Source organism: Paracoccus endophyticus, assembly GCF_003286075.1.
Classification (GTDB): Bacteria; Pseudomonadota; Alphaproteobacteria; order Rhodobacterales; family Rhodobacteraceae; genus Paracoccus; species Paracoccus endophyticus.
Window position 1 is genome coordinate 92,803 of record NZ_QLUV01000009.1, and the last position, 18,544, is coordinate 111,346.

Below are 18,544 nucleotides of genomic sequence, written 5' to 3' on the forward strand. Positions count from 1 at the left end.
CCCGGTCGTTGACGCTGCCTGCGCTGTCGCGTAGGTGCCGGTGGCGACCGTCACAACGGCTTCCTGGCGTGGCGGCGACATTGTCCAATGGAGCAACCCCATGCCGCGGCAGAACTATGTCTTCACCTCCGAGTCCGTCTCGGAAGGGCATCCCGACAAATTGTGCGACCAGATCTCGGACGCCGTGCTGGACGCCCTGCTCACCGAGGAACCGACCGCGCGTGTCGCCTGCGAGGTCTTTGCCACCAGCGACCTGGTGGTGATCGGGGGCGAGATCGGGCTGAGCGATCCCGCGGCGCGCGCGGCCCACATGGAGCGCGTGCCCGAGATCGCGCGCGCGGTGATCCGCGACATCGGCTATGACCAGGACAAGTTCAGCTGGCGGACCTGCGCGGTCCAGAACGTGCTGCACGAGCAGTCCCCGCAGATCTGGGACGGGGTCGGGACGGGGGGCGCGGGCGATCAGGGCATCATGTTCGGCTATGCCGTGGACGACACGTCCGAGCTGATGCCCGCGCCGATCCAGTACGCCCACGCGATCCTGCGCCGCCTGGCCGAGGTGCGCCACTCGGGCGAGCAGCCGTCCTTGGGTCCCGACGCCAAGTCGCAGCTGTCGGTGCGCTACGAGGGGGGCGTGCCGGTCGGCGTGACGCAGATCGTCGTCAGCCACCAGCACAAGGACGAGGGCCAGACCAGCGACGACATCCGCGCCATCGTGGAACCCTATGTGCGCGAGGTGCTGCCGCCGGGCTGGCTGACCGACGAGACGGTCTGGCACGTCAACCCGACCGGCAAGTTCGTGATCGGTGGCCCCGACGGGGACGCCGGGCTGACCGGGCGCAAGATCATCGTGGACACCTATGGTGGCGCGGCGCCCCACGGGGGCGGCGCGTTTTCCGGCAAGGACCCGACCAAGGTGGACCGCTCGGCGGCCTATGCGGCGCGCTACCTGGCCAAGAACGTCGTGGCCGCCGGGCTGGCGAAACGCTGCGTCATCCAGTTGAGCTATGCCATCGGCGTGTCCGAGCCCCTGTCGATCTATGCCGACACCTTCGGCACCGGCACCGTCAGGGACGCCGAGATCGAGCGGGCGGTCGCCCAGGCGATGGACCTGACCCCCAAGGGCATCCGCGACCATCTGGACCTGTGCCGTCCCATCTATCGGCGCACTGCGGCCTATGGGCATTTCGGCCGCGCCCCGGAGGCGGACGGCGGCTTCAGCTGGGAACGCACCGACCTGACCGCGGCCCTGACCCGCGGGCTGTAGGGCGCAGGCTGCCCCTTTGGCCTGTCCCCCCAAGGGGGCGGGCCGTCTTCCCAGCTCAGTCGGCGGGGACCAGGCGGGTCACGCCCTCGGCCGCGGCGCGGGCCAGCGCGGGGTCCAGCGACATGCCGATGTATTCCCCCCGGCGCCACAGGTCCGCTAGGTCGTCGTAATGGCGCGACAGCGGGTGCCCGGACTGGCCGGTCGAGATGATGAACACCGAGCTGTCCGGGTCCGCCAGGTCATAGACCCCACGATAGCCCGCGCCCGTGACATGGGCATAGGGGTTGGCCGCGCCCGGCCCGTTCAGCGTGCCCGCGCGCGCGACGGTAAAGCTGTCGCCGGCGGTGGACTGGACCAGGCTGACGACCCAGCCCAGCACCGGCACCCGCCCCAGTCCGGGATGTTCGTGCCGTGCCGCGTGCAGGTCGCCCCAGCGCCAGCTGGTCACGTCCTGCCCAAAGCGCGCCGTCAGGTCCACAAGGGCCGCGTCAAGCGACTGGCGCGCGATGGTCACGCAGTCCTCGGTCGGGGCCGACTGGATCACGTCGCACCAGGCCGCGGCGCCGTCGGTGTTGCGGAACACGCGGTCGATGAACGCCGGGCGCAGCCGCGCGCCGATGCGGTCGCCGATGGGGCCAAGCTCGTCCTGGATCAGGCGGCGCTGCAACTCGGCCATCCAGGCCGCGTGGATCAGCGGCTCGGGCCGGTGCTCGCCCATGGCGCCGTCCCATTCGGCCAGAAGGCCCAGCGCCTCTTGCCGCTGACGCTCGGGCGTGCCGGGGGCGGCCGGCTCGTCGGTGAACCACAGGTCCGCGCCGACCAGCGGCAGCAAGGCGCGCGCCGCCGGGCTGACGCTGTCAAGCTGCGCGTCGATGAAGCTGTCGCGGGAATGGACCTCGCGCCCGGCCAGCAGCCGGTTCAGCCGCGCCAGCCGCAGCGCGCTGTCCCGGTCATACCCCAGCGGCCAGACGGCCGTTGCCGGGGGAACGGCCGGGGCCGCGGCGGTGCCTGGCGGTCCCGTGGCGGGCACGGCCACGCCGGCCGGCACGACGGCGGGGGTGGCCGCGACCGGGGCGGCCTGACCGGAGGCGGGCGCCGCGCCCCCCGGGCCCAGCGGCCCCAGCGGCGCGGCGGCCCCCGTCACAAGGGGCGCGGCCCCCTCGGCCTCCTGCCCTGCGGCGTTGGCAAATCCCGCCGCCTCGGCCCCGGTCGCCACGACAAGGCCGATCACCGACGGGCTGAGCCGCTGCGCGTCGTCAGCGGCCACTGGGTCCAGCCAGCGCACGGACCCCAGCCGCATGGGCGCAGGCAGGCGGCCCAGCGTGGGGTGATCGTCCGGGCGGCGTGGGATCGTTCCGGCCAGCACCTGCGCCACGCCGCCTGCATCGGCCAGCGTCACCTGCACCGCCGGGGCCACGATGCCTGCGGCGGCGCGCTGGCCCGCGGCCCGGTCGGGCGCGCGCATCAGCCCGACAAGCGCGCTCATCGTGGTGTCCTGCGACGACAGCCCGGTCCAGCGCAGCGCCGCGACATGGCCGCCCGGCGTGACCGAGGCCAGCCCCGCGTGCGCCCCCGGGATGACCGGCCCGGCGACGGTGTCGCGCAGGATGATCTCCTGGTCCGCCGCGCCGTTGATGCGGATCACCTCGCGCCGGGTGGTGAAATCCGTCCAGCCCTGCGGGCCGAGATAGCGGTCCGCGTCGCCCGGCTGCGCCTCGACCATGAGGACATCCTGGTCGTCGATCGCGGCCGGGGTCAGCCCCCAGGCAAGGCCGGGATTGCGCCCCGACAGCACCGCCGGGATGCCGGGGATCGTGCCGCCGATGACCCCGCCCGAGGACAGCTCGATCCGCGCCAGGTACCACAGCGACGGCGCGGTCAGCGCCACCTGGGGGTCGTTGGCCAGGATCGGCGCGCCCGCCGCCGTGCGCGCGCCGTCCGCCGCCCAGCCGTTGCCCCCGGTGCCAAGGCCCGTCACCACGAACCCCGCCAGGCGGTCGAACCAGTCCGGGTCCGGGTCCTCCTGCGGGGGGGCGAAGCGCGCATCCCCGAACAGCGCCTGATAGTCGGGCAGCGGCGGCTCGCCCGGGGCCGAGACGAGGTCGGCGGCGCGTTCCGGCACGGCCAGCGCCACCTGCGCGCGCGTCACCTCGGCCCGCAGTTGCGACGTGGCCCCCGCCGCCACCAGCTTGAGGATCGCCAGCGAGTCCGCCGGCTGCCAATAGGCGATGTCGTCGGGGTACAGGAAGAACTCGGGCGCGCCCCGGCCCCGCGCGCCCGCGTTGATCTGTTCGATCCAGGCATTGACGCCCGCGGCATAGGCGGTCAGCGCGGCCTGCGTGGCGTCGTCCTGCGCGGCGACGGACGCCTGCGCCGCCCGCCACAGCCCCAGCCGGCGCGCCATGTCGTCGGCGGCGAACGCCCGTGCGCCGTGGATCTCGGCCAGCCGCCCCTGGGCCGCGCGGCGCAGCACGACCATCTGGAACAGCCGATCCTGCGCATGCGCCAGCCCCAGCGCAAAGAACGCATCCGTGTCGGTCGCGGCAAAGACATGGGGGACGTTTTCCGTCGTGCGCACGATCTCGACCGGAGCGCCGATCCCGCTGACGCGCAGCTCGGCGTTGTAGTCGGGCAGCGAGCGGACGGCGAAATACCACGCCAGCGCCGTCGTCGCGACCAGGCCCACGATCAGGCCGACAGTCACCCGCACCAGCCAGCGAAACAGCGTCAGCATGGGGGCGGTCCTTTGGCAAGCAGCGCCGCAGGCGGGACGTTGACCGGGGCGCGGGGCAGTGGAAGGGTTGTCGAGTGCGGCTGATAGGCCAGCCGGCACCGCAGATCAACGAGGCTGAGGGGCGTGCATGGCGAACGTGGCATTTCTGGGACTGGGCGTGATGGGGTTTCCGATGGCGGGCCACCTTGCTGCCGCGGGTCATCGCGTGACGGTCTTCAACCGCACCCCCGCCAAGGCCGAGGCCTGGGTCGCCCGCCATGGCGGCGGCCACGCCCCGACGCCCCGTCAGGCGGCGCAGGGCGCGGACTTCGTCATGGCCTGCGTGGGCAACGACGACGACCTGCGCGCCGTCTGCACCGGCCCCGATGGCGCCTTTGCGGCCATGGCGCCGGGCGCGGTGCTCGTGGACCACACCACCGTCTCGGCGGCCGTCACCCGCGAGCTGGCCGCGGTGGCGGCGGGACTGGGTGCGGGCTTTGTCGATGCGCCGGTGTCGGGGGGCCAGGCGGGCGCGGAAGGCGGGCAGCTGTCCATCATGTGCGGCGGGACCCAGGCCGACTATGATGCGGCCGAGCCGGTCATGGCGGCCTATGCCCGCATCTGCCGCCGCATGGGCGACAGCGGCGCGGGCCAGCTGACCAAGATGTGCAACCAGATCGCCATCGCAGGTCTGGTGCAGGGGCTGGCCGAGTCGCTGAACTTTGCCGAGCGGGCGGGTCTGTCGATCCCCCAAGTGGTCGAGGTCATCAGCCAGGGCGCCGCCGGCAGCTGGCAGATGCAGAACCGCCACGCCACCATGGCCGAGGGGCGATACGACTTCGGCTTTGCGGTGGACTGGATGCGCAAGGACCTGGGCATCTGCCTGGCCACGGCCAACGAGACCGGGGCCAGCCTGCCCGTCACGGCGCTGGTGGATCAGCTTTACAAGGAGGTGCAGGCCATGGGCGGCGGACGCTGGGACACGTCCTCGCTGATCGCCCGCCTGCGGCGATAAGGCGCGACAGGTCCGCCGATCCCGCGCCCAGCCCTGCCTGCGGCGGCACGCCGGGCGGGCGTCTGGTCAGGATGCGCGCGTCAGGGGCGCGCCGATCCGGCCCACGGTGTGCCCGGGGCACGCGCGGTCAGGCGGGACCGACGCCTCAGGACCCCGGCACACTGGCCGGCGCGCCGCAAAAGCCGCCCACGGGCGCTGCGCCCGAGCCCAGCGCCAGCAGCGCCGGCGCGTCATAGGGATTGGGCCGCACCGCCGCCAGGTCAAGGGCGATCAGGCCCGCGACCATCGCGCAGGCCACAGCCGCGATCGTGCGCCGGGTCATTGACGCGGCTCCATCCCGAACCAGGGCCGCAGGCGCAGACCCAGGACCGAGCCGGCGAAGGCGGCGGCGAACCAGACCCAGCCATGCAGGCTGCCGGTGGCGATGCCCGAATAGAACGCACCCACGTTGCAGCCGAAGGCCAGTCGCGACGAATAGCCCAGCACCAGGCCCGACAGCGCCGCCGCGACCCAAGCGCGCGCGGGCAGGCGCGCCACCGGCTGGTCCAGCGCGCCGGGCCGCCGCAGGCTGATCCACGCGGCCCCCAGGATCATCCCGATGTTGGTCAGCGAGGTGTAGTCGGTCAGGATGCTGGCGCCCAGCCGCTCGGCATTGATCGGCGCGGCCCAGAACGCGGACGCCGACAGATCGACGCCCACCGCCGACGCCCCCTTTGCCGCCCACAGGCCCAGCCCGTAGACGACCCCCCAAGGCTGGCCCGCGACGACCAGGTTCGCGATGGCGAGCGCCGCCAGCAGCACCGCCGCCAGCACATAGCGCCCTGGAATGCGCCGCGTGCCCGGCGCGGCCCGGGCCAGGACGATGGCCGCGGTTCCTGCCAGCAGCGCCAGCGTGACGGCCAGTCCCGTGCCCCCCGACAGGACGATGGGCGGCAGCGCGCCCAAGCCCGTCCACCAGTCGAGGTGCAGCGTGCCCAGCAGGCTGCCGATGCAGAACAGCGGCAGCGCGACCAGCGCGACCGCGTTGCCCGACCCGGCGTTGACCAGCGTGCCCGACCCGCAGCCCAGCACGACCTGCATGGCGGTGCCGAAGACGAACGCGCCGCCGATCATCGCCCAGCCGATCCGGCCCTGCGATCCGACCAGCTCGTCCGCGCCGGAGCCAAGCAGCGGGATGGCCGCCAGCGCCACCAGAGCGATCGAAAGCAGCTGCGCCAGCACCCCGCCCGGATCGCGCCGCAGGATCATCGCCCGCCACGGCCCGGCAAAGCCGAAGCGCAGCCCTTCCAGCACCAGCCCGAAGCCGAGGCCAAGGACCAGCATCAGGCCAAAGCGTGCGCCCGCAAGGGTCGTCGTGGCGGCGACGGCCGCCAGCACCAGGAGGGCAAAGGGCAGCCCCACGCCCCGGCGGGCCAGGGGCTGGGCTGCGGATGCGAGGGTCGTGTCGGCCATGTCAGTCCCCGAAGATCTGCCGGCTCAGGTTGGCAAGCAGGCCGGGCACGTTCTCCATCGGCAGGTCGGCCTGCGAGTATTCCACCATCGAGCCGGGATACAGCTTGACGTTGTCCAGCCCCGCAAGCTCGGACAGGGCGAACCACTGGGTCGCGGCCCAGTGCCCGGTGTTGCAGAAGGAGACGACCTCGTCGCCGTCCTTGATGCCCAAGGCCTGCTTCAGCCCGGCCACGTCCGTCGAGGACGACAGGGTCGGCGTGCCGGGGGTGAAGAAGGTGGAATGGGGCAGGCTCTGGGCGCCGGGCAGCGTGCCGGGCCGCTCGGCGACGTCGTGCTTGGTGCGGCCCTCGTAGAACTCGGTCGGGCGCGCGTCCAGCAGCACGGCGTCATGCGTCCCCTCGACCACCTGCGTGACGCCTTCGGTCGAGGCGAGCCAGGTGTCCGAGAAGGTCAGATCAAGCTCGGTCGGTTGGGGCGTGACCGGCGCGGTGTCCACCGGCAGGCCGGCCGCCGTCCAGGCCTGGGTGCCGCCGTTCAGGATCGACAAATCGGTGAAGCCGGCGGACTTCAGCGTCCAATAGGCGCGCGCGGCGGCGCCGAAATCGGTGTCCGTCTTGCCCTCGGGCACGATCACGATGGGCGCGTCCAGGCGCAGGCCAAGCCGTTCCAGATCGGCCTCCAGGGCCTCGACATCGGGGACGGCGCCCGGGTTGGCCTTGCCCCCGCGGAAGGTCGCATAGGGCGCGGGGATCGCACCGGGCAGATGGCCCTTGTCGTAGCTGGCATCGCGCAGGTCCAGGATGATCGGCTGGACCGCCTGTCCCCTGGCCGCCAGCTCGGTCGGCGTGACCAGCGGCGCGAAACTCGCCGCGAACGCCCCGGTACCGAAAAGCGCCGCCGCGCAGGTCGCAAGAATGATCCGGCCCATCACATCTCTCCCATGGCAATGCGCACGATGTAGGAATAGCGGCGAGGGCCCGCCAGAGCGGGCGGCCCCGCAGCGGCCGCACGGCGTTCCGCCCGGACGGGGCAGGACGCGATTTTCTTCCCGCATCGGCGCTCTCAGGCGTCAGCCAGACCACGTAGGGGCGCGCGGGACGGACGCTTGTCCTTATTTTGGCCGTGGCTGGCCGTCCCTTGGCCTTGCCCGACGCCGCCACGCGCCGGACGGGCTTGATCTGCGCGCCCGGTGCGGCAATCCTGCAAAGCCGGCGCGGCCCTGAACGGGCACGCCCGCGCAGGGCGCGCCAGCGGGGACGGGATGAACAGCAGGGATGCCGAAGTCGTCAGCGCCCGGGGGATCACCAAGGCGTTCGGGACGGCAGGCGGGACGGTCGCCGTCCTCAACGGGGTCGATCTGTCGCTGCGGGGGGGCGAAAGCGTGGCCGTCACCGGCGAGTCGGGCAGCGGCAAAAGCACGCTGCTGCACCTGATCGGCGGGCTGGACGTGCCGGATGCCGGTGCGCTGACGGTGCTTGGGACCGACCTTCGCACAGCGGCCGACCGCGCGCGCGCGGCGCTGCGGCGCGACCGCATCGGCATGGTGTTCCAGCAGTTCAACCTGATCCCGTCCCTGACGGTCGCCGCGAACCTGGCCTTTCAGGCGCGCCTGGCCGGTCGCCACGATCCCGCCCGCGTCAAGGCTCTTGCGGCCGCGCTGGGTCTGTCGGACCTGATGGGACGCTATCCCGAGCAGCTGTCGGGCGGCCAGCAGCAGCGCGTCGCCATCGGGCGCGCGCTGGCGGGTCAGCCGCCGCTGGTGCTGGCGGACGAGCCGACGGGCAACCTGGACGAGGCGACCGGCGACGCCGTGGCCGCGCTGATGCTGTCGCTGGTGCGCCAGCAGGGCACGACGCTGGTGCTGGTCACGCATTCGCTGCGGCTGGCGGCCCTGTGCGACCGCCGGGTTCACCTGAGCGCGGGGCGCCTTGCGTGACCCGGCGCGCGCGCCTCGTGCTGTCGGCGCTGCTGTCGCACTGGCGCAGGCGGCCATGGCAGCTTGTCATGCTGCTGGCGGGCATCATGCTGGCGACCGCGCTGTGGTCGGGGGTGCAGGCGGTGAACGCCGAGGCGCGGGCCAGCTATGCCAGGGCCGCCGATCAGCTTGGCACCGGCGCGCTGGAGCGGCTGGAGCCACGCCCCGGCACCGAGCTGACGACCGCGGATCATGTCGCGCTCAGGCGCGCGGGCTGGCTTGTCTCGCCCGTGGTCGAGGGGCGGCTGCGGGCGGGCGAAGGCCGCGTCGCCGTCCTGGGGATCGAACCGGCGACGCGCACGACGCTGGGCACGGCGCAGGGGGCGGCGGTCCCTTCGGGCGACCTGCTGGCGTTCATCACCCCGCCGGGGCAGGGCCATGCCGACCAGGCGACGGCCGCAGCCCTGGCCGGCGTCGATCTGGGCGGGCTGACGATCGTGCCGGGGACCGACGTGCCGCCGAACACGCTGGTCGTGGACGTGGGGATCGCGCAGCGGCTGCTGGCCCGCGGCGACCGGCTGAGCGCGCTGGTCCTGGCGCCCGATCAGCCCGCGGGGCTGCCGCCGGTCGAGGGGATCGTCCCCCAAGCGGTCCGCGCCCAGCCGCAGGGCCGCGCGGACCCCGCGGCGCTGACGGCCAGCTTTCACCTGAACCTGACCGCCTTTGCGCTGCTGTCCTTCATTGTCGGGCTGTTCATCACCCAGTCCGCCGTGGGCCTGGCGTTCGAGCAGCGCCGGCAGGTCGTCCGCACGCTGCGCGCTCTGGGCGTGCCGCTGGCCGAGGTGCTGGGCGTCCTCGCGGCCGAGCTGGCGCTGCTGGCGCTGATCGCAGGCACGGCGGGGGTCGTTCTGGGCTGGGCGGTGGCGGCGGCGCTGATGCCAGGCGTCGCCGCCACGCTGTCGGGGCTTTACGGCACCGACGTCAGCGGCGGGCTGGCGCTGCGGCCCGGATGGGTTCTGTCGGGCCTTGCCATGGCCCTGGCGGGCGCGGGCGTCGCGGGCGCGCGGGGGCTGGTGCGGACCGCCCGGATGCCCCTGCTGGCGGCGGGACAGGGGCGGCCCTGGGCGCTGGCCGCCGCGCGGGGGCTGCGGGGGCAGGCGCTGGCGGCGGTGGCCTTGATGGCGGCGCTGCCGCTCTGCCTTGCTGCGGGCGGGCTGGTCGGGGGATTTGCCGCCATGGCGTGCGGGCTGCTGGCGGCGGCGCTGCTGCTGCCGGTCGTGCTGGACGCGGTGCTGCGCGCCCTCGCGGCGCGGGTGCGGGGCGTGCTGACGCAATGGTTCGTCGCCGATACGCGCCAGCAGCTCAGCGGCCTGTCGCTGGCGCTGATGGCGCTGATGCTGGCGCTGGCGGCCAACATCGGCGTGGGCACCATGGTCGGCAGCTTTCGCACCACCTTCACCGGCTGGCTGGACCAGCGCCTTGTGGCCGAGCTTTACGTCAACGCCCGCACCGAGGACGAGGCCGCCGCGATCCGCGACTGGCTGGCCCCGCAGGTGGACGCGATCCTTCCGATCTGGAGCGCCGAGGCCAGCTTGCGCGGCCAGCCCGGCCGCATCTTCGGCGTGGTGGACCACCCGACCTATCGCGATCACTGGCCGATCCTGTCGGCGCAGCCCGGCGCATGGGACGCCGTAGCCCAGGGAACGGGCGTGCTGGTGAACGAGCAGCTTTACCGGCGCGCGCGGCTGGCGCTGGGCGACAGCCTCGATCTGCCCGGCGGCGCGCTGCCGGTCGCGGGCGTCTATTCCGACTATGGCAATCCCAGCCCGCAAGCCATCCTGGGGATGGACAGCTTTACCCGCCGCTTTCCCGACGCGCCGCGGCTGAACCATGCGGTCCGCGTCCCGTCCGACCGCGCACCCGCCCTGGCAGACGCGCTGAGGGTGCGGTTCGCCCTGCCCGACAGCGCCGTCAGCAACCAGGCCGAGGTCAAGGCGCTGTCGCTGCGCATCTTCGAGCGGACCTTTGCCGTCACCGCGGCGCTGAACGTGCTGACGCTGGGCGTGGCGGGGATCGCGCTGCTGACCGGGCTGCTGACGCTCGCCTCGATGCGGCTGCCGCAACTGGCGCCGGTCTGGGCCGCCGGGCTGACACGGCGGCGGCTGGCGCGGCTGGAGCTGGCGCGCACGCTGGTGCTGGCGGGGGCGACGGCGGTCTATGCCGTGCCGGTGGGGCTTGGGCTGGCCTGGATGCTGCTGGTCGTCGTCAACGTCGAGGCGTTCGGATGGCGGTTGCCGATGCGGATCTCGGCCGACCTGATCGTGCGCCTGGGGCTGGCGGCGCTGGCGACCGCGCTGGCGGCGGGCGCGCTGCCGGCGCTGCGGCTGGCGCGCATCACGCCCGCCCAACTGCTGAGGGTCTTTGCCGATGAACGCTAGGTGGCTGCTGATCGCCCTGCTGTGGGGCCCGCTGCCCGCGGCGGGGCAGCAGGACGGCTTTGCGGGCCTGGGCAGCGATGTCGAGGGGTTCGCCCTGCCCGACCCGGCCCGTCCCCTTGCCTTCCCGCGCGACCATGGGCCCCATGACGCGTTCCGGATCGAATGGTGGTATCTGACGGCCAACCTGCGCGGCGACGACGGGCGCGACTATGGGGCGCAGTGGACGCTGTTCCGCTCGGCCCTGTCGCCCACGGGGGCGCAGTCCGGGTGGTCCACGCCGCAGGTTTGGATGGCCCATGCGGCCGTCACCACGCCCGATGCCCACCACGTGGCCGAGCGGTTCGGCCGGGGCGGCATCGGGCAGGCGGGCGTCGTCGCGCAGCCGTTCGCGGCCTGGATCGACGACTGGTCCCTGGGCGCCGAGGGCGGGGCCGACGGCCTCGACCGGCTTGCCATCAAGGCGCGGGGCAGCGATTTCGCCTATGCGCTGACGGCGGTGGCGGAGGGGCCCCCGGTCGCGCATGGCAAGGACGGCTATTCGGTCAAGGGTCCGGGCGGGCAGGCCAGCCATTACTATAGCCAGCCGTTTTACCGCGTGACGGGCCAGTTGTCCCTGCCGGATGGCGCGGTTCATGTGTCCGGCCTGGCGTGGCTGGACCGCGAATGGTCGTCGCAGCCGCTGGACCGCAGCCAGACCGGCTGGGACTGGTTCGCCCTGCATCTGGATGACGGCCGCAAGCTGATGGCGGCGCAGGTCCGGGGGGCCGAGCCTTTCGTCTTCGGCAGCCTGATCGACGCGAATGGCCGCGTGCGTCCGTTGGAGGGTGCCGATATCGCCCTGCGCCCCGGCCGGGGGACGCCGCCGGTGTCCTGGTCGGTGGACCTGCCCGGCGAGGGGCTGGAACTGACCGTCGAGGCGGTCAATCCCGACAGCGCCATGACGACCTCGGTGCCCTATTGGGAAGGCCCGGTCCGGGTGGGGGGGAGCGTCGGCGGGCGCGGCTATCTGGAGATGACGGGCTATCCCCTCGACTGACGCGCGCGGGGGCTTTCCCCGCGCGCCCCGGGCGGCGCGGCAAGGCGCTGCGCGCTGACCCCGATCGGCAGCACCGTTCAGGGGATGACGACCGGGACGGGATGGCGCCGCGTGGACCCCGCCCGTCAGGCGATCGTGAAGACGCCCGTCGGGGCGGCGCGGCCCCGCACGTTCACCTCGCCCAGCCAGCGCAGCCCGTTTTCGGCCGGGACGACGCCTGCCCTGTCAGGACCTCGACGCTGCGTCAGCGGCGGTCAGACCCGCCCTCGGCGGCGTCTGCATCAAGCCCGGCCGTGATCGAGGCCGGGTTTGCTGCCCGCGGGCGCGCTCCGCCGTTGCGGGACAAGGCCGCGCGGCCCAGGATCATAAGGGTCACGGGCGTGGTGGTCATCATCAGCGCGCCGATGACGATTTCATGGATGACCAGCCGGTCCCCGGTCAGCGTGAACAGCAGGGCAGACCCCAGCATCACCCCCGCCGTGCCCCAGCTGGTGCCCAGCGTCGGCGCGTGGATGCGGTCGAAAAAGCTGGACAGCCGCACCAGGCCCAGGGCGCCCAGCAGGGTCAGGCCGCTGCCCAGGACGACGAGGACCGCGATCACGATCGCCGCCCACAGGGGAACCTGTGCCAGGTGGCTGGTCATTCGATGACCTCGCCACGCAGCAGGAACTTGGACAGGGCGACCGTCGAGACAAAGCCCAAGGCGCCGATGATCAGCGCCCCCTCGAACAGATAGGAACTGCCCAGCCGCATCCCTGTCACCACCAGCAGCAGCATGCCGCAGACATAAAGCGCATCGAGGCTGAGCACCCGGTCCTGCGCCCGCGGCCCGCGCAGCAGCCGCAGGGTCGCCAGCAGCATCGCGAGGACAAGGCACAGCTGCGAAAGGGTCAGAGCGACGGTCAGGATGGTCTCGCTCATTGAAAGATCTCCAGCAGCAGCGCCTCGTAGCGGTTCTTCACCAGGTCGATCCAGCCGGCCTCGTCCACCAGATCGAAGACGTGCAGCAGCAACTCGCCGCTGTCGGGGTCATAGTCGAGCCACGCCGTCCCCGGCGTTGCCGTGACGATGAGGGCCAGCGTGGCCAGCCCGTTCGGCTCTCGCAGGTCCAGGGGAATGTGAACGAAGCCCGAGTGACGCTGCCCATGCCGCCCGCCGGTCAGGATCAGCCGCGCGACGGCGACGTTCGACCGTGCGATGTCGGCCGCGACGATCAGCACCAGCCGCAGGATCAGGTCCGGCCGGCGCAGGCGGGTGCGGTCGGGCGTCAACGCCGCAAAGGCGCGCCCGGCAAAGATGGCGACCACCGAGCCCAGGATCAGCTGTCCCGGCGAAAAGCTGGTCAGCACCATCCAGACCAGCACCAGCAGCAGCGTCAGCAGGGCATGGGGCAGAATCCTCATCCGCCGTTCCCCGCCCGCGCATCCACGGGCGGCGCGGTGACGACGCCGTGGATATAGATCTCGGGGCGCAGCAGCGCGTCGGCGGTCCGCGTCATGTAGCGCATGACCGGCTCGGCCTCGACCGTCAGCACCAGGCCGCCGGCGATGACCAGCGCCATGATCGGCAGCAGCTCCATCGTGGGGACGGCGGGCAGGTCCTCCTCGGCCGCCCAGAAGGTCTGCATCCCGATCCGCCCCAGCGCGATCATCGCCGCAAGGCCCGACACCAGCAGCAGCGTGACGAAGACCCAGCGCGCGGGCGACGACGTCGCATCGCCCATGCCCGCAATCGCACCGGCAAGGACCCCGAACTTGCCCAGGAACCCCGCCAGCGGCGGCAGGCCCGCCAGCATCAGCGTGCAGGCCGCAAAGCACAGGCCCAGCACGGTCAGCGATCCCGGCAGGAACACGCCCGTGACCTGCGGTTCGGGGTCGGGCTCGTCCTCGGACAGGTCCACGCCATAGAGCTCGGCGCTGAGCGCGAGGACCGCGGCGGCGCCCTGCTCGCGCGACATCGGCTCGGCCAGCAGGAACAGCGTCGCCAGCGCCGTGGTCGAGGCGAGCATGTAGAAGAGCCCCGCCCCCAGCATCTGCGCGTCCCCCTGCCCCAGCGCAAAGCCCGCGATGGTCAGCATCGTGCCCGAGGACACCAGCGTCAGGTTTGCCGCCATCCGCCCCAGCGCCTGCGCGGCCAGCGCGCCGGTCATGCCGAACACCACCGTCGCCATGCCGCCCCAGATCAGCACGTCCGCACCGAACCCGGCCGAGACGCCCGCCCCCGCGCCGAAGACCAGCAGCGAAAGCCGCAGGATGACATAGACGCCCAGCTTGGTCAGCAGCGCGAACACCGCCGCGACCGGGGCCGAGGCCGCCATATAGGTTCCCGGCAGCCACAACGACAGCGGCCAGGCGCCGGCCTTGACCAGGAACACCATGCCCAGGATCGCGCAGGCGCCATGGATCAGCGGCCGGTCCGCCTCGCTCAGCTGCGGGATGCGGGTGGCCAGGTCGGCCATGTTCAGCGTCCCGGTCACGCCATAGATGATGGCCACGCCCAGCAGGAACATCAGCGACGCGGTCAGGTTGACGGCGATGTAGTGCAGCCCCGCGCCCACCCGCTCGCGCCCCGAGCCGTGCAGCAGCAGCGCATAGGACGCGGCCAGCATGACCTCGAAGAACACGAACAGGTTGAACAGGTCGCCGGTCAGGAAGGCGCCGTTCAGCCCCATCAGCAGGAACTGGAACAGCGCATGAAACCGCTGGCCGCGCTGGTGCCAGCCGGCCCCCGCATACAGAATCGCCGGCAGCGCGAGGATGCCCGTGATGACCAGCATCATCGCCGACAGCCGATCGAGAACCAGAACGATCCCATAGGGCGAGGGCCAGTTGCCCAGCAGGTATAGCCCGATGGCGTTGCCGCCGGTGGCGGCGGTGCCCTCGGCCCGCAGCAGCAGCAGGCAGGCGATGACCAGCTGCACGCCACAGGACGCAAGGCCCAGGCCCAGCTTGGTCCGGCGCTGCCGCTCGTCGTAAAGCATCATGACGGCGCCGGTGATCAACGGGATCAGGATCGGCGCGACGATCAGATGCTCGGGCCCGCCGTTCACTGGTCACGCTCCTTTCCGTTCACGTGGTCGGTGCCGGTCAACCCGCGCGAGGCCATGATGACGACCAGGAAAAGCGCCGTGGTGGCAAAGCTGATGACGATCGCGGTCAGCACCAGCGCCTGCGGCACCGGGTCGGCATAGGCCGCCGGATCGACGAAGCCGCCCTTGGGCATGATCGGCGCCGCGCCCGACACCAGCCGCCCCATGCCGAAGATGAACAGGTTCACGCCATAGGACAGCAGGCACAGGCCGATGATGACCTGAAAGCTGCGCGGCCGCAGGATCAGCCAGACCCCGGACCCGACCAGCACCCCGATCGCCAGCGACAGGATCAGCTCCATCAGCGCGCCTCTCTGTGCAGGGCGGCGGCGGCGGTGTCCGTGGCCTCGCGCGCGCGCAGCCGGGCCGAGCGCAGCGACTGGTGGGCGATGGCGATCTGGATCAGCACCGAGGCGCCGACGACCGTGGCAAAGACCCCAAGGTCGAACACCATCGCGGTGGCCGCGGGGACCGGGCCGACCAGCGGCACGTCGACATAGCGGGCGCTGGCGGTCAGGAACGGATAGCCGAACAGGAACCCGCCGATCCCGGTGCCCGCGGCGATCAGCAGCCCGATCCCCATCCAGGTGGTCGGCCGGATGGTGATCCGGCTTTCGAGCCAGCGGACGTTCGTGGCCAGATATTGCAGCAGCAGCCCGATGGCGAAGGCCACGCCCCCCGCAAAGCCGCCGCCCGGCAGGTCGTGGCCGCGGAAGAACAGATAGGCCGCCAGCATGATCGACAGCGGAAACATCCACTGCATGATGACCGAGGGCACCGCCATCAGCACGTCGTGCGGCGTGGGCGACGTGCCATCCTCGGGCCCGGCGGCGGGAACGGGGCGCTGCTGTTCCGGCAGGGCGATGCTTTCGGGCGCAGGGCGAAAGCGGCGCAGCAGCGCAAAGCAGGTCAGCGCCACGATGGTCAGGACGGTGATCTCGCCGAAGGTGTCGAACGCGCGGAAATCGACCAGGATCACGTTGACGGCGTTGGTGCCACCGCCCTCGGAATAGGCGTTGCGGCGGAACCAGTCGCCGATGGAAAGCCCCGGCGCCGTCGACATGACTGCAAAGGCCAGGGCCGCGACCCCGGTTCCGCAGGCTGCGGCCAGGACGGCATCGCGCCCGCGGCGCAGCCGGGCCGGCAGCAGCACGTCCTCGGCGATCTTCTCGACACGCCTGGGCAGCCAGCGCAGGCCCAGCAGCAGCAGGACCGTGGTCAGGATCTCGACCAGAAGCTGCGTGACGGCAAGGTCGGGGGCCGAGAACCAGGCAAAGGTAAGGCAGGTGGCAAGCCCCGCCCCCCCCAGCATGACCAGCGCGGCAAAGCGGTGGTACTTGGCCTGCCAGGCGGCCCCCAGCGCGCAGGTCGCGCCCACGGCCCAGAGCAGCGCAAAGACCGGGTTTACGCCCTCGAACACCTGCCGGGGGACCAGCCGGGTGGCGCCCCACAGCACGAAGGCCGCCGCAAGCCACGTCAGGACGACGATCAGCCGCAGCTGCGGTTGCAGCGCGTCGGACCCCATGGCGCGATGCAGGACGCGCGGCCATTTCCACCCCAGTCGCAGCATGAGCGCGTCGAAGATGCGCTGCCCGCGGATTCGGTCCAGCAGCGGCGGCGCCTCGGCCTCGCCCGAGAAACGGCGCGCGCCCAGCGCATAGACGGCAAGGCCCGCGACCAGCGCCACCAGGCTCATCTTCAGCGGCGTGTTCCAGCCGTGCCACAGCGCCAGGCTGTAATACGGGGTGCGGTCGCCCAGCACCGCCACGGCGGCCACGTCCAGCACCCAGCGGGCGGCAAGGCCCGGAAAGATCCCCACCAGCAGGCACAGCAGCACCAGCGCCTCGACCGGGCGGCGCATCCAGCTGGGCGGCTCGTGCGGGGTCCTGGGCAGGTCGGTGGCGGGCGGGCCGAAGAACACGCTCATGATGAAGCGCAGCGAATAGGCGACCGAAAAGACGCTGGCGAAGACGGCGATATAGGGCAGCGCGTTGTCCAGCGCGCTGCCGTTGTGCCAGTCGGCGGCCTCGGCGAAGAACATCTCCTTCGACAGGAACCCGTTCGCCAGCGGCACCCCGGCCATCGACGCGGCGGCGACGATCGCAAGGATGCCGGTGCGTGGCATCGGTCCGAACAGCCCGCTCAGCCTGCGCATGTCGCGGGTGCCGGTCTCGTGGTCGATGATGCCCGCGGCCATGAACAGCGACGCCTTGAACAGGGCGTGGTTCAGGATGTGAAAGATCGCGGCGATGATCGCCAGTTCGCTGCCGATGCCGACCAGCGCGGTGATCAGGCCAAGGTGGCTGATGGTGGAATAGGCCAGCAGCCCCTTCAGGTCATTGCGCCACAGCGCGATCATCGCGCCGATCACCAGCGTCGTCATGCCGGCCCCCGCGACGATCCAGAACCAGGCCGGGGTCTGCCCCAGCGCGGGCGAAAAGCGCACCAGCAGGAACACCCCCGCCTTTACCATCGTCGCGCTGTGCAGATAGGCCGACACCGGCGTCGGCGCCGCCATCGCGTTGGGCAGCCAGAAATGGAACGGGAACTGCGCCGACTTGGTGAAGGCGCCGATCAGGAACAGGATCAGGACCGGCAGGTACAGCGGATGCGCCCGGATGACATCGCCCGACGCCAGCACGGTGTCGAGGTCGTAGCTGCCCACGATCTGCCCCAGCATCAGCATCGCCGCCAGCAGGCAGAACCCGCCGCTGGCCGTCACCGTCAGCGCCATCCGGGCACCGTCCCGCGCCGCTTGGCTGCGCTGCCAGTAGCCGATCAGCAGAAACGACACGACGCTGGTCAGTTCCCAGAACACCACCAGCCCGATGATGTTGCCCGAGATCAGGATGCCCGCCATCGCGCCGGAAAACGCCAGCAGCAGCGCGTAGAATCGCGGCACCGGGTCGGTCGGCGCCATGTAGTAGCGGGCGTAGATCACCACCAGCAGGCCGATGCCGAAGACCAGCAGCAGCATCAGCCAGGCCAGCCCGTCGAGCCGCAGGTCCAGGTTCAGGCCCAGGCTGGGCAGCCATTCGATCTGCGCCCGCAGCACCTCGCCCGTGGCGATCAGGGGAAACAGAAGCGCGAGGATCACCACCCCCGCCGCCATCACGGCGCCCGAGAGCCACGCCTCGGCATTGCGCGCCTGACGCGGCAGCGTCGAGGCGATGGCCGCCGCCCCGAAAGGCAGCCCCGTCAGGAGGAGAAGGGCGTTCTGTTCGATCATTCCGGCGCTTGATTTGATGGTGGACGGTCTAGGACAAGCCTTTGCGAATTGCCACCCTCGCGAACCGCGATCTGCACCGGCCCGCGCGCGGGTAGCCGCACCGGGGGCGAGGGATCGCCCCGTCCCCGACCCGTGGCGGGTCGGCACCGATCACTGTCGCGACGACGGCAGGGTCACGCTTTCAACCTTCGGCCGGCCGGGGGGCCACCGAGTCAGGGACTCATCCGCTGATCGGCGCCAGGGAGAAAGGCCGGAGATCCATTCATTATCCTTACCAAGATCAGACCATTATGAGGCAAAGTGGCGAAACTGATGCAGGATGGCGGAGATGAACCCCGTCATCCTGAAGCCTTTCCACCCGCAGTCTTTCAAGGATCTTCGCGCCTTCCGA

General features: G+C 71.8%; 15 protein-coding genes and 1 riboswitch. Of the genes, 5 read left to right on the plus strand and 10 right to left on the minus strand.

What is annotated here, in order from left to right; genetic code table 11:
- Positions 1-44: 44 nt before the first annotated feature.
- Positions 45-95: riboswitch (SAM-SAH riboswitch) on the plus strand.
- Positions 96-100: 5 nt separating this feature from the next.
- On the plus strand, positions 101-1,267 hold the full coding sequence (metK, locus tag DPQ23_RS11285) for a methionine adenosyltransferase (RefSeq protein WP_112874856.1): 1,167 nt from the start codon (positions 101-103) through the stop codon (positions 1,265-1,267).
- 55 nt (positions 1,268-1,322) lie between these two features.
- Here metK and DPQ23_RS11290 read toward each other — a convergent pair whose 3' ends face one another.
- Positions 1,323-4,001 (minus strand): penicillin acylase family protein, encoded by a 2,679-nt coding sequence (locus DPQ23_RS11290; RefSeq protein ID WP_112874857.1) that lies wholly within the window; start codon positions 3,999-4,001, stop codon positions 1,323-1,325.
- 127 nt (positions 4,002-4,128) lie between these two features.
- On the opposite strand from DPQ23_RS11290, the gene DPQ23_RS11295 reads away from it, so the two are divergent.
- Entirely contained in the window at positions 4,129-4,995 is an 867-nt protein-coding gene (locus tag DPQ23_RS11295) for an NAD(P)-dependent oxidoreductase (protein WP_112874859.1), read from the plus strand.
- Between the two features lie 145 nt (positions 4,996-5,140).
- Here DPQ23_RS11295 and DPQ23_RS15445 read toward each other — a convergent pair whose 3' ends face one another.
- The 3 genes from DPQ23_RS15445 to DPQ23_RS11305 are packed head-to-tail and all read right to left on the minus strand — an operon-like array spanning position 5,141 to position 7,375.
- Complete coding sequence (locus DPQ23_RS15445) at positions 5,141-5,317, minus strand: hypothetical protein (protein ID WP_162630723.1); 177 nt, start codon at positions 5,315-5,317, stop codon at positions 5,141-5,143.
- On the minus strand, positions 5,314-6,447 hold the full coding sequence (locus DPQ23_RS11300) for a YeeE/YedE thiosulfate transporter family protein (RefSeq protein ID WP_112874861.1): 1,134 nt from the start codon (positions 6,445-6,447) through the stop codon (positions 5,314-5,316). Before DPQ23_RS11300 ends, DPQ23_RS15445 begins: the two co-directional genes overlap by 4 nt.
- A gap of 1 nt (position 6,448) precedes the next feature.
- A complete protein-coding gene (locus DPQ23_RS11305) occupies positions 6,449-7,375 on the minus strand; it encodes a sulfurtransferase (RefSeq protein WP_112874862.1) in 927 nt (308 codons plus the stop codon).
- A 333-nt stretch (positions 7,376-7,708) separates the two neighbouring features.
- Between DPQ23_RS11305 and DPQ23_RS11310 the strand changes: the two genes are divergently transcribed.
- The 3 genes from DPQ23_RS11310 to DPQ23_RS11320 all read left to right on the plus strand — a co-directional run bounded on the left by DPQ23_RS11310 (position 7,709) and on the right by DPQ23_RS11320 (position 11,836).
- Complete coding sequence (locus DPQ23_RS11310; RefSeq protein ID WP_112874864.1) at positions 7,709-8,383, plus strand: ABC transporter ATP-binding protein; 675 nt, start codon at positions 7,709-7,711, stop codon at positions 8,381-8,383.
- Between the two features lie 68 nt (positions 8,384-8,451).
- Positions 8,452-10,800, plus strand: coding sequence for an FtsX-like permease family protein (locus tag DPQ23_RS11315; RefSeq protein ID WP_112874929.1), 2,349 nt, complete (start codon positions 8,452-8,454; stop codon positions 10,798-10,800).
- Positions 10,790-11,836 (plus strand): lipocalin-like domain-containing protein, encoded by a 1,047-nt coding sequence (locus DPQ23_RS11320; protein WP_112874865.1) that lies wholly within the window; start codon positions 10,790-10,792, stop codon positions 11,834-11,836. Before DPQ23_RS11315 ends, DPQ23_RS11320 begins: the two co-directional genes overlap by 11 nt.
- 244 nt (positions 11,837-12,080) lie before the next feature.
- Here DPQ23_RS11320 and mnhG read toward each other — a convergent pair whose 3' ends face one another.
- The 6 genes from mnhG to DPQ23_RS11350 are packed head-to-tail and all read right to left on the minus strand — an operon-like array spanning position 12,081 to position 18,153.
- Positions 12,081-12,479: a monovalent cation/H(+) antiporter subunit G gene (gene mnhG / locus DPQ23_RS11325; RefSeq protein WP_112874867.1), complete on the minus strand. Its 399-nt coding sequence runs from the start codon at positions 12,477-12,479 to the stop codon at positions 12,081-12,083.
- Positions 12,476-12,757: a K+/H+ antiporter subunit F gene (locus DPQ23_RS11330; protein ID WP_112874869.1), complete on the minus strand. Its 282-nt coding sequence runs from the start codon at positions 12,755-12,757 to the stop codon at positions 12,476-12,478. The genes mnhG and DPQ23_RS11330 overlap by 4 nt, the downstream gene beginning before the upstream one ends.
- Positions 12,754-13,239 carry a Na+/H+ antiporter subunit E gene (locus tag DPQ23_RS11335; RefSeq protein ID WP_112874871.1) on the minus strand — a complete coding sequence of 162 codons (486 nt, stop codon included), beginning with the start codon at positions 13,237-13,239 and terminating at the stop codon, positions 12,754-12,756. Before DPQ23_RS11335 ends, DPQ23_RS11330 begins: the two co-directional genes overlap by 4 nt.
- Complete coding sequence (locus DPQ23_RS11340) at positions 13,236-14,885, minus strand: monovalent cation/H+ antiporter subunit D (protein WP_112874872.1); 1,650 nt, start codon at positions 14,883-14,885, stop codon at positions 13,236-13,238. Before DPQ23_RS11340 ends, DPQ23_RS11335 begins: the two co-directional genes overlap by 4 nt.
- On the minus strand, positions 14,882-15,226 hold the full coding sequence (locus DPQ23_RS11345; protein WP_112874874.1) for a Na+/H+ antiporter subunit C: 345 nt from the start codon (positions 15,224-15,226) through the stop codon (positions 14,882-14,884). The genes DPQ23_RS11340 and DPQ23_RS11345 overlap by 4 nt, the downstream gene beginning before the upstream one ends.
- The gene (locus tag DPQ23_RS11350; RefSeq protein WP_112874876.1) at positions 15,226-18,153 is read right to left on the minus strand and encodes a monovalent cation/H+ antiporter subunit A; all 2,928 of its coding nucleotides are present in this window, start codon (positions 18,151-18,153) and stop codon (positions 15,226-15,228) included. Before DPQ23_RS11350 ends, DPQ23_RS11345 begins: the two co-directional genes overlap by 1 nt.
- Positions 18,154-18,544: the final 391 nt, after the last annotated feature.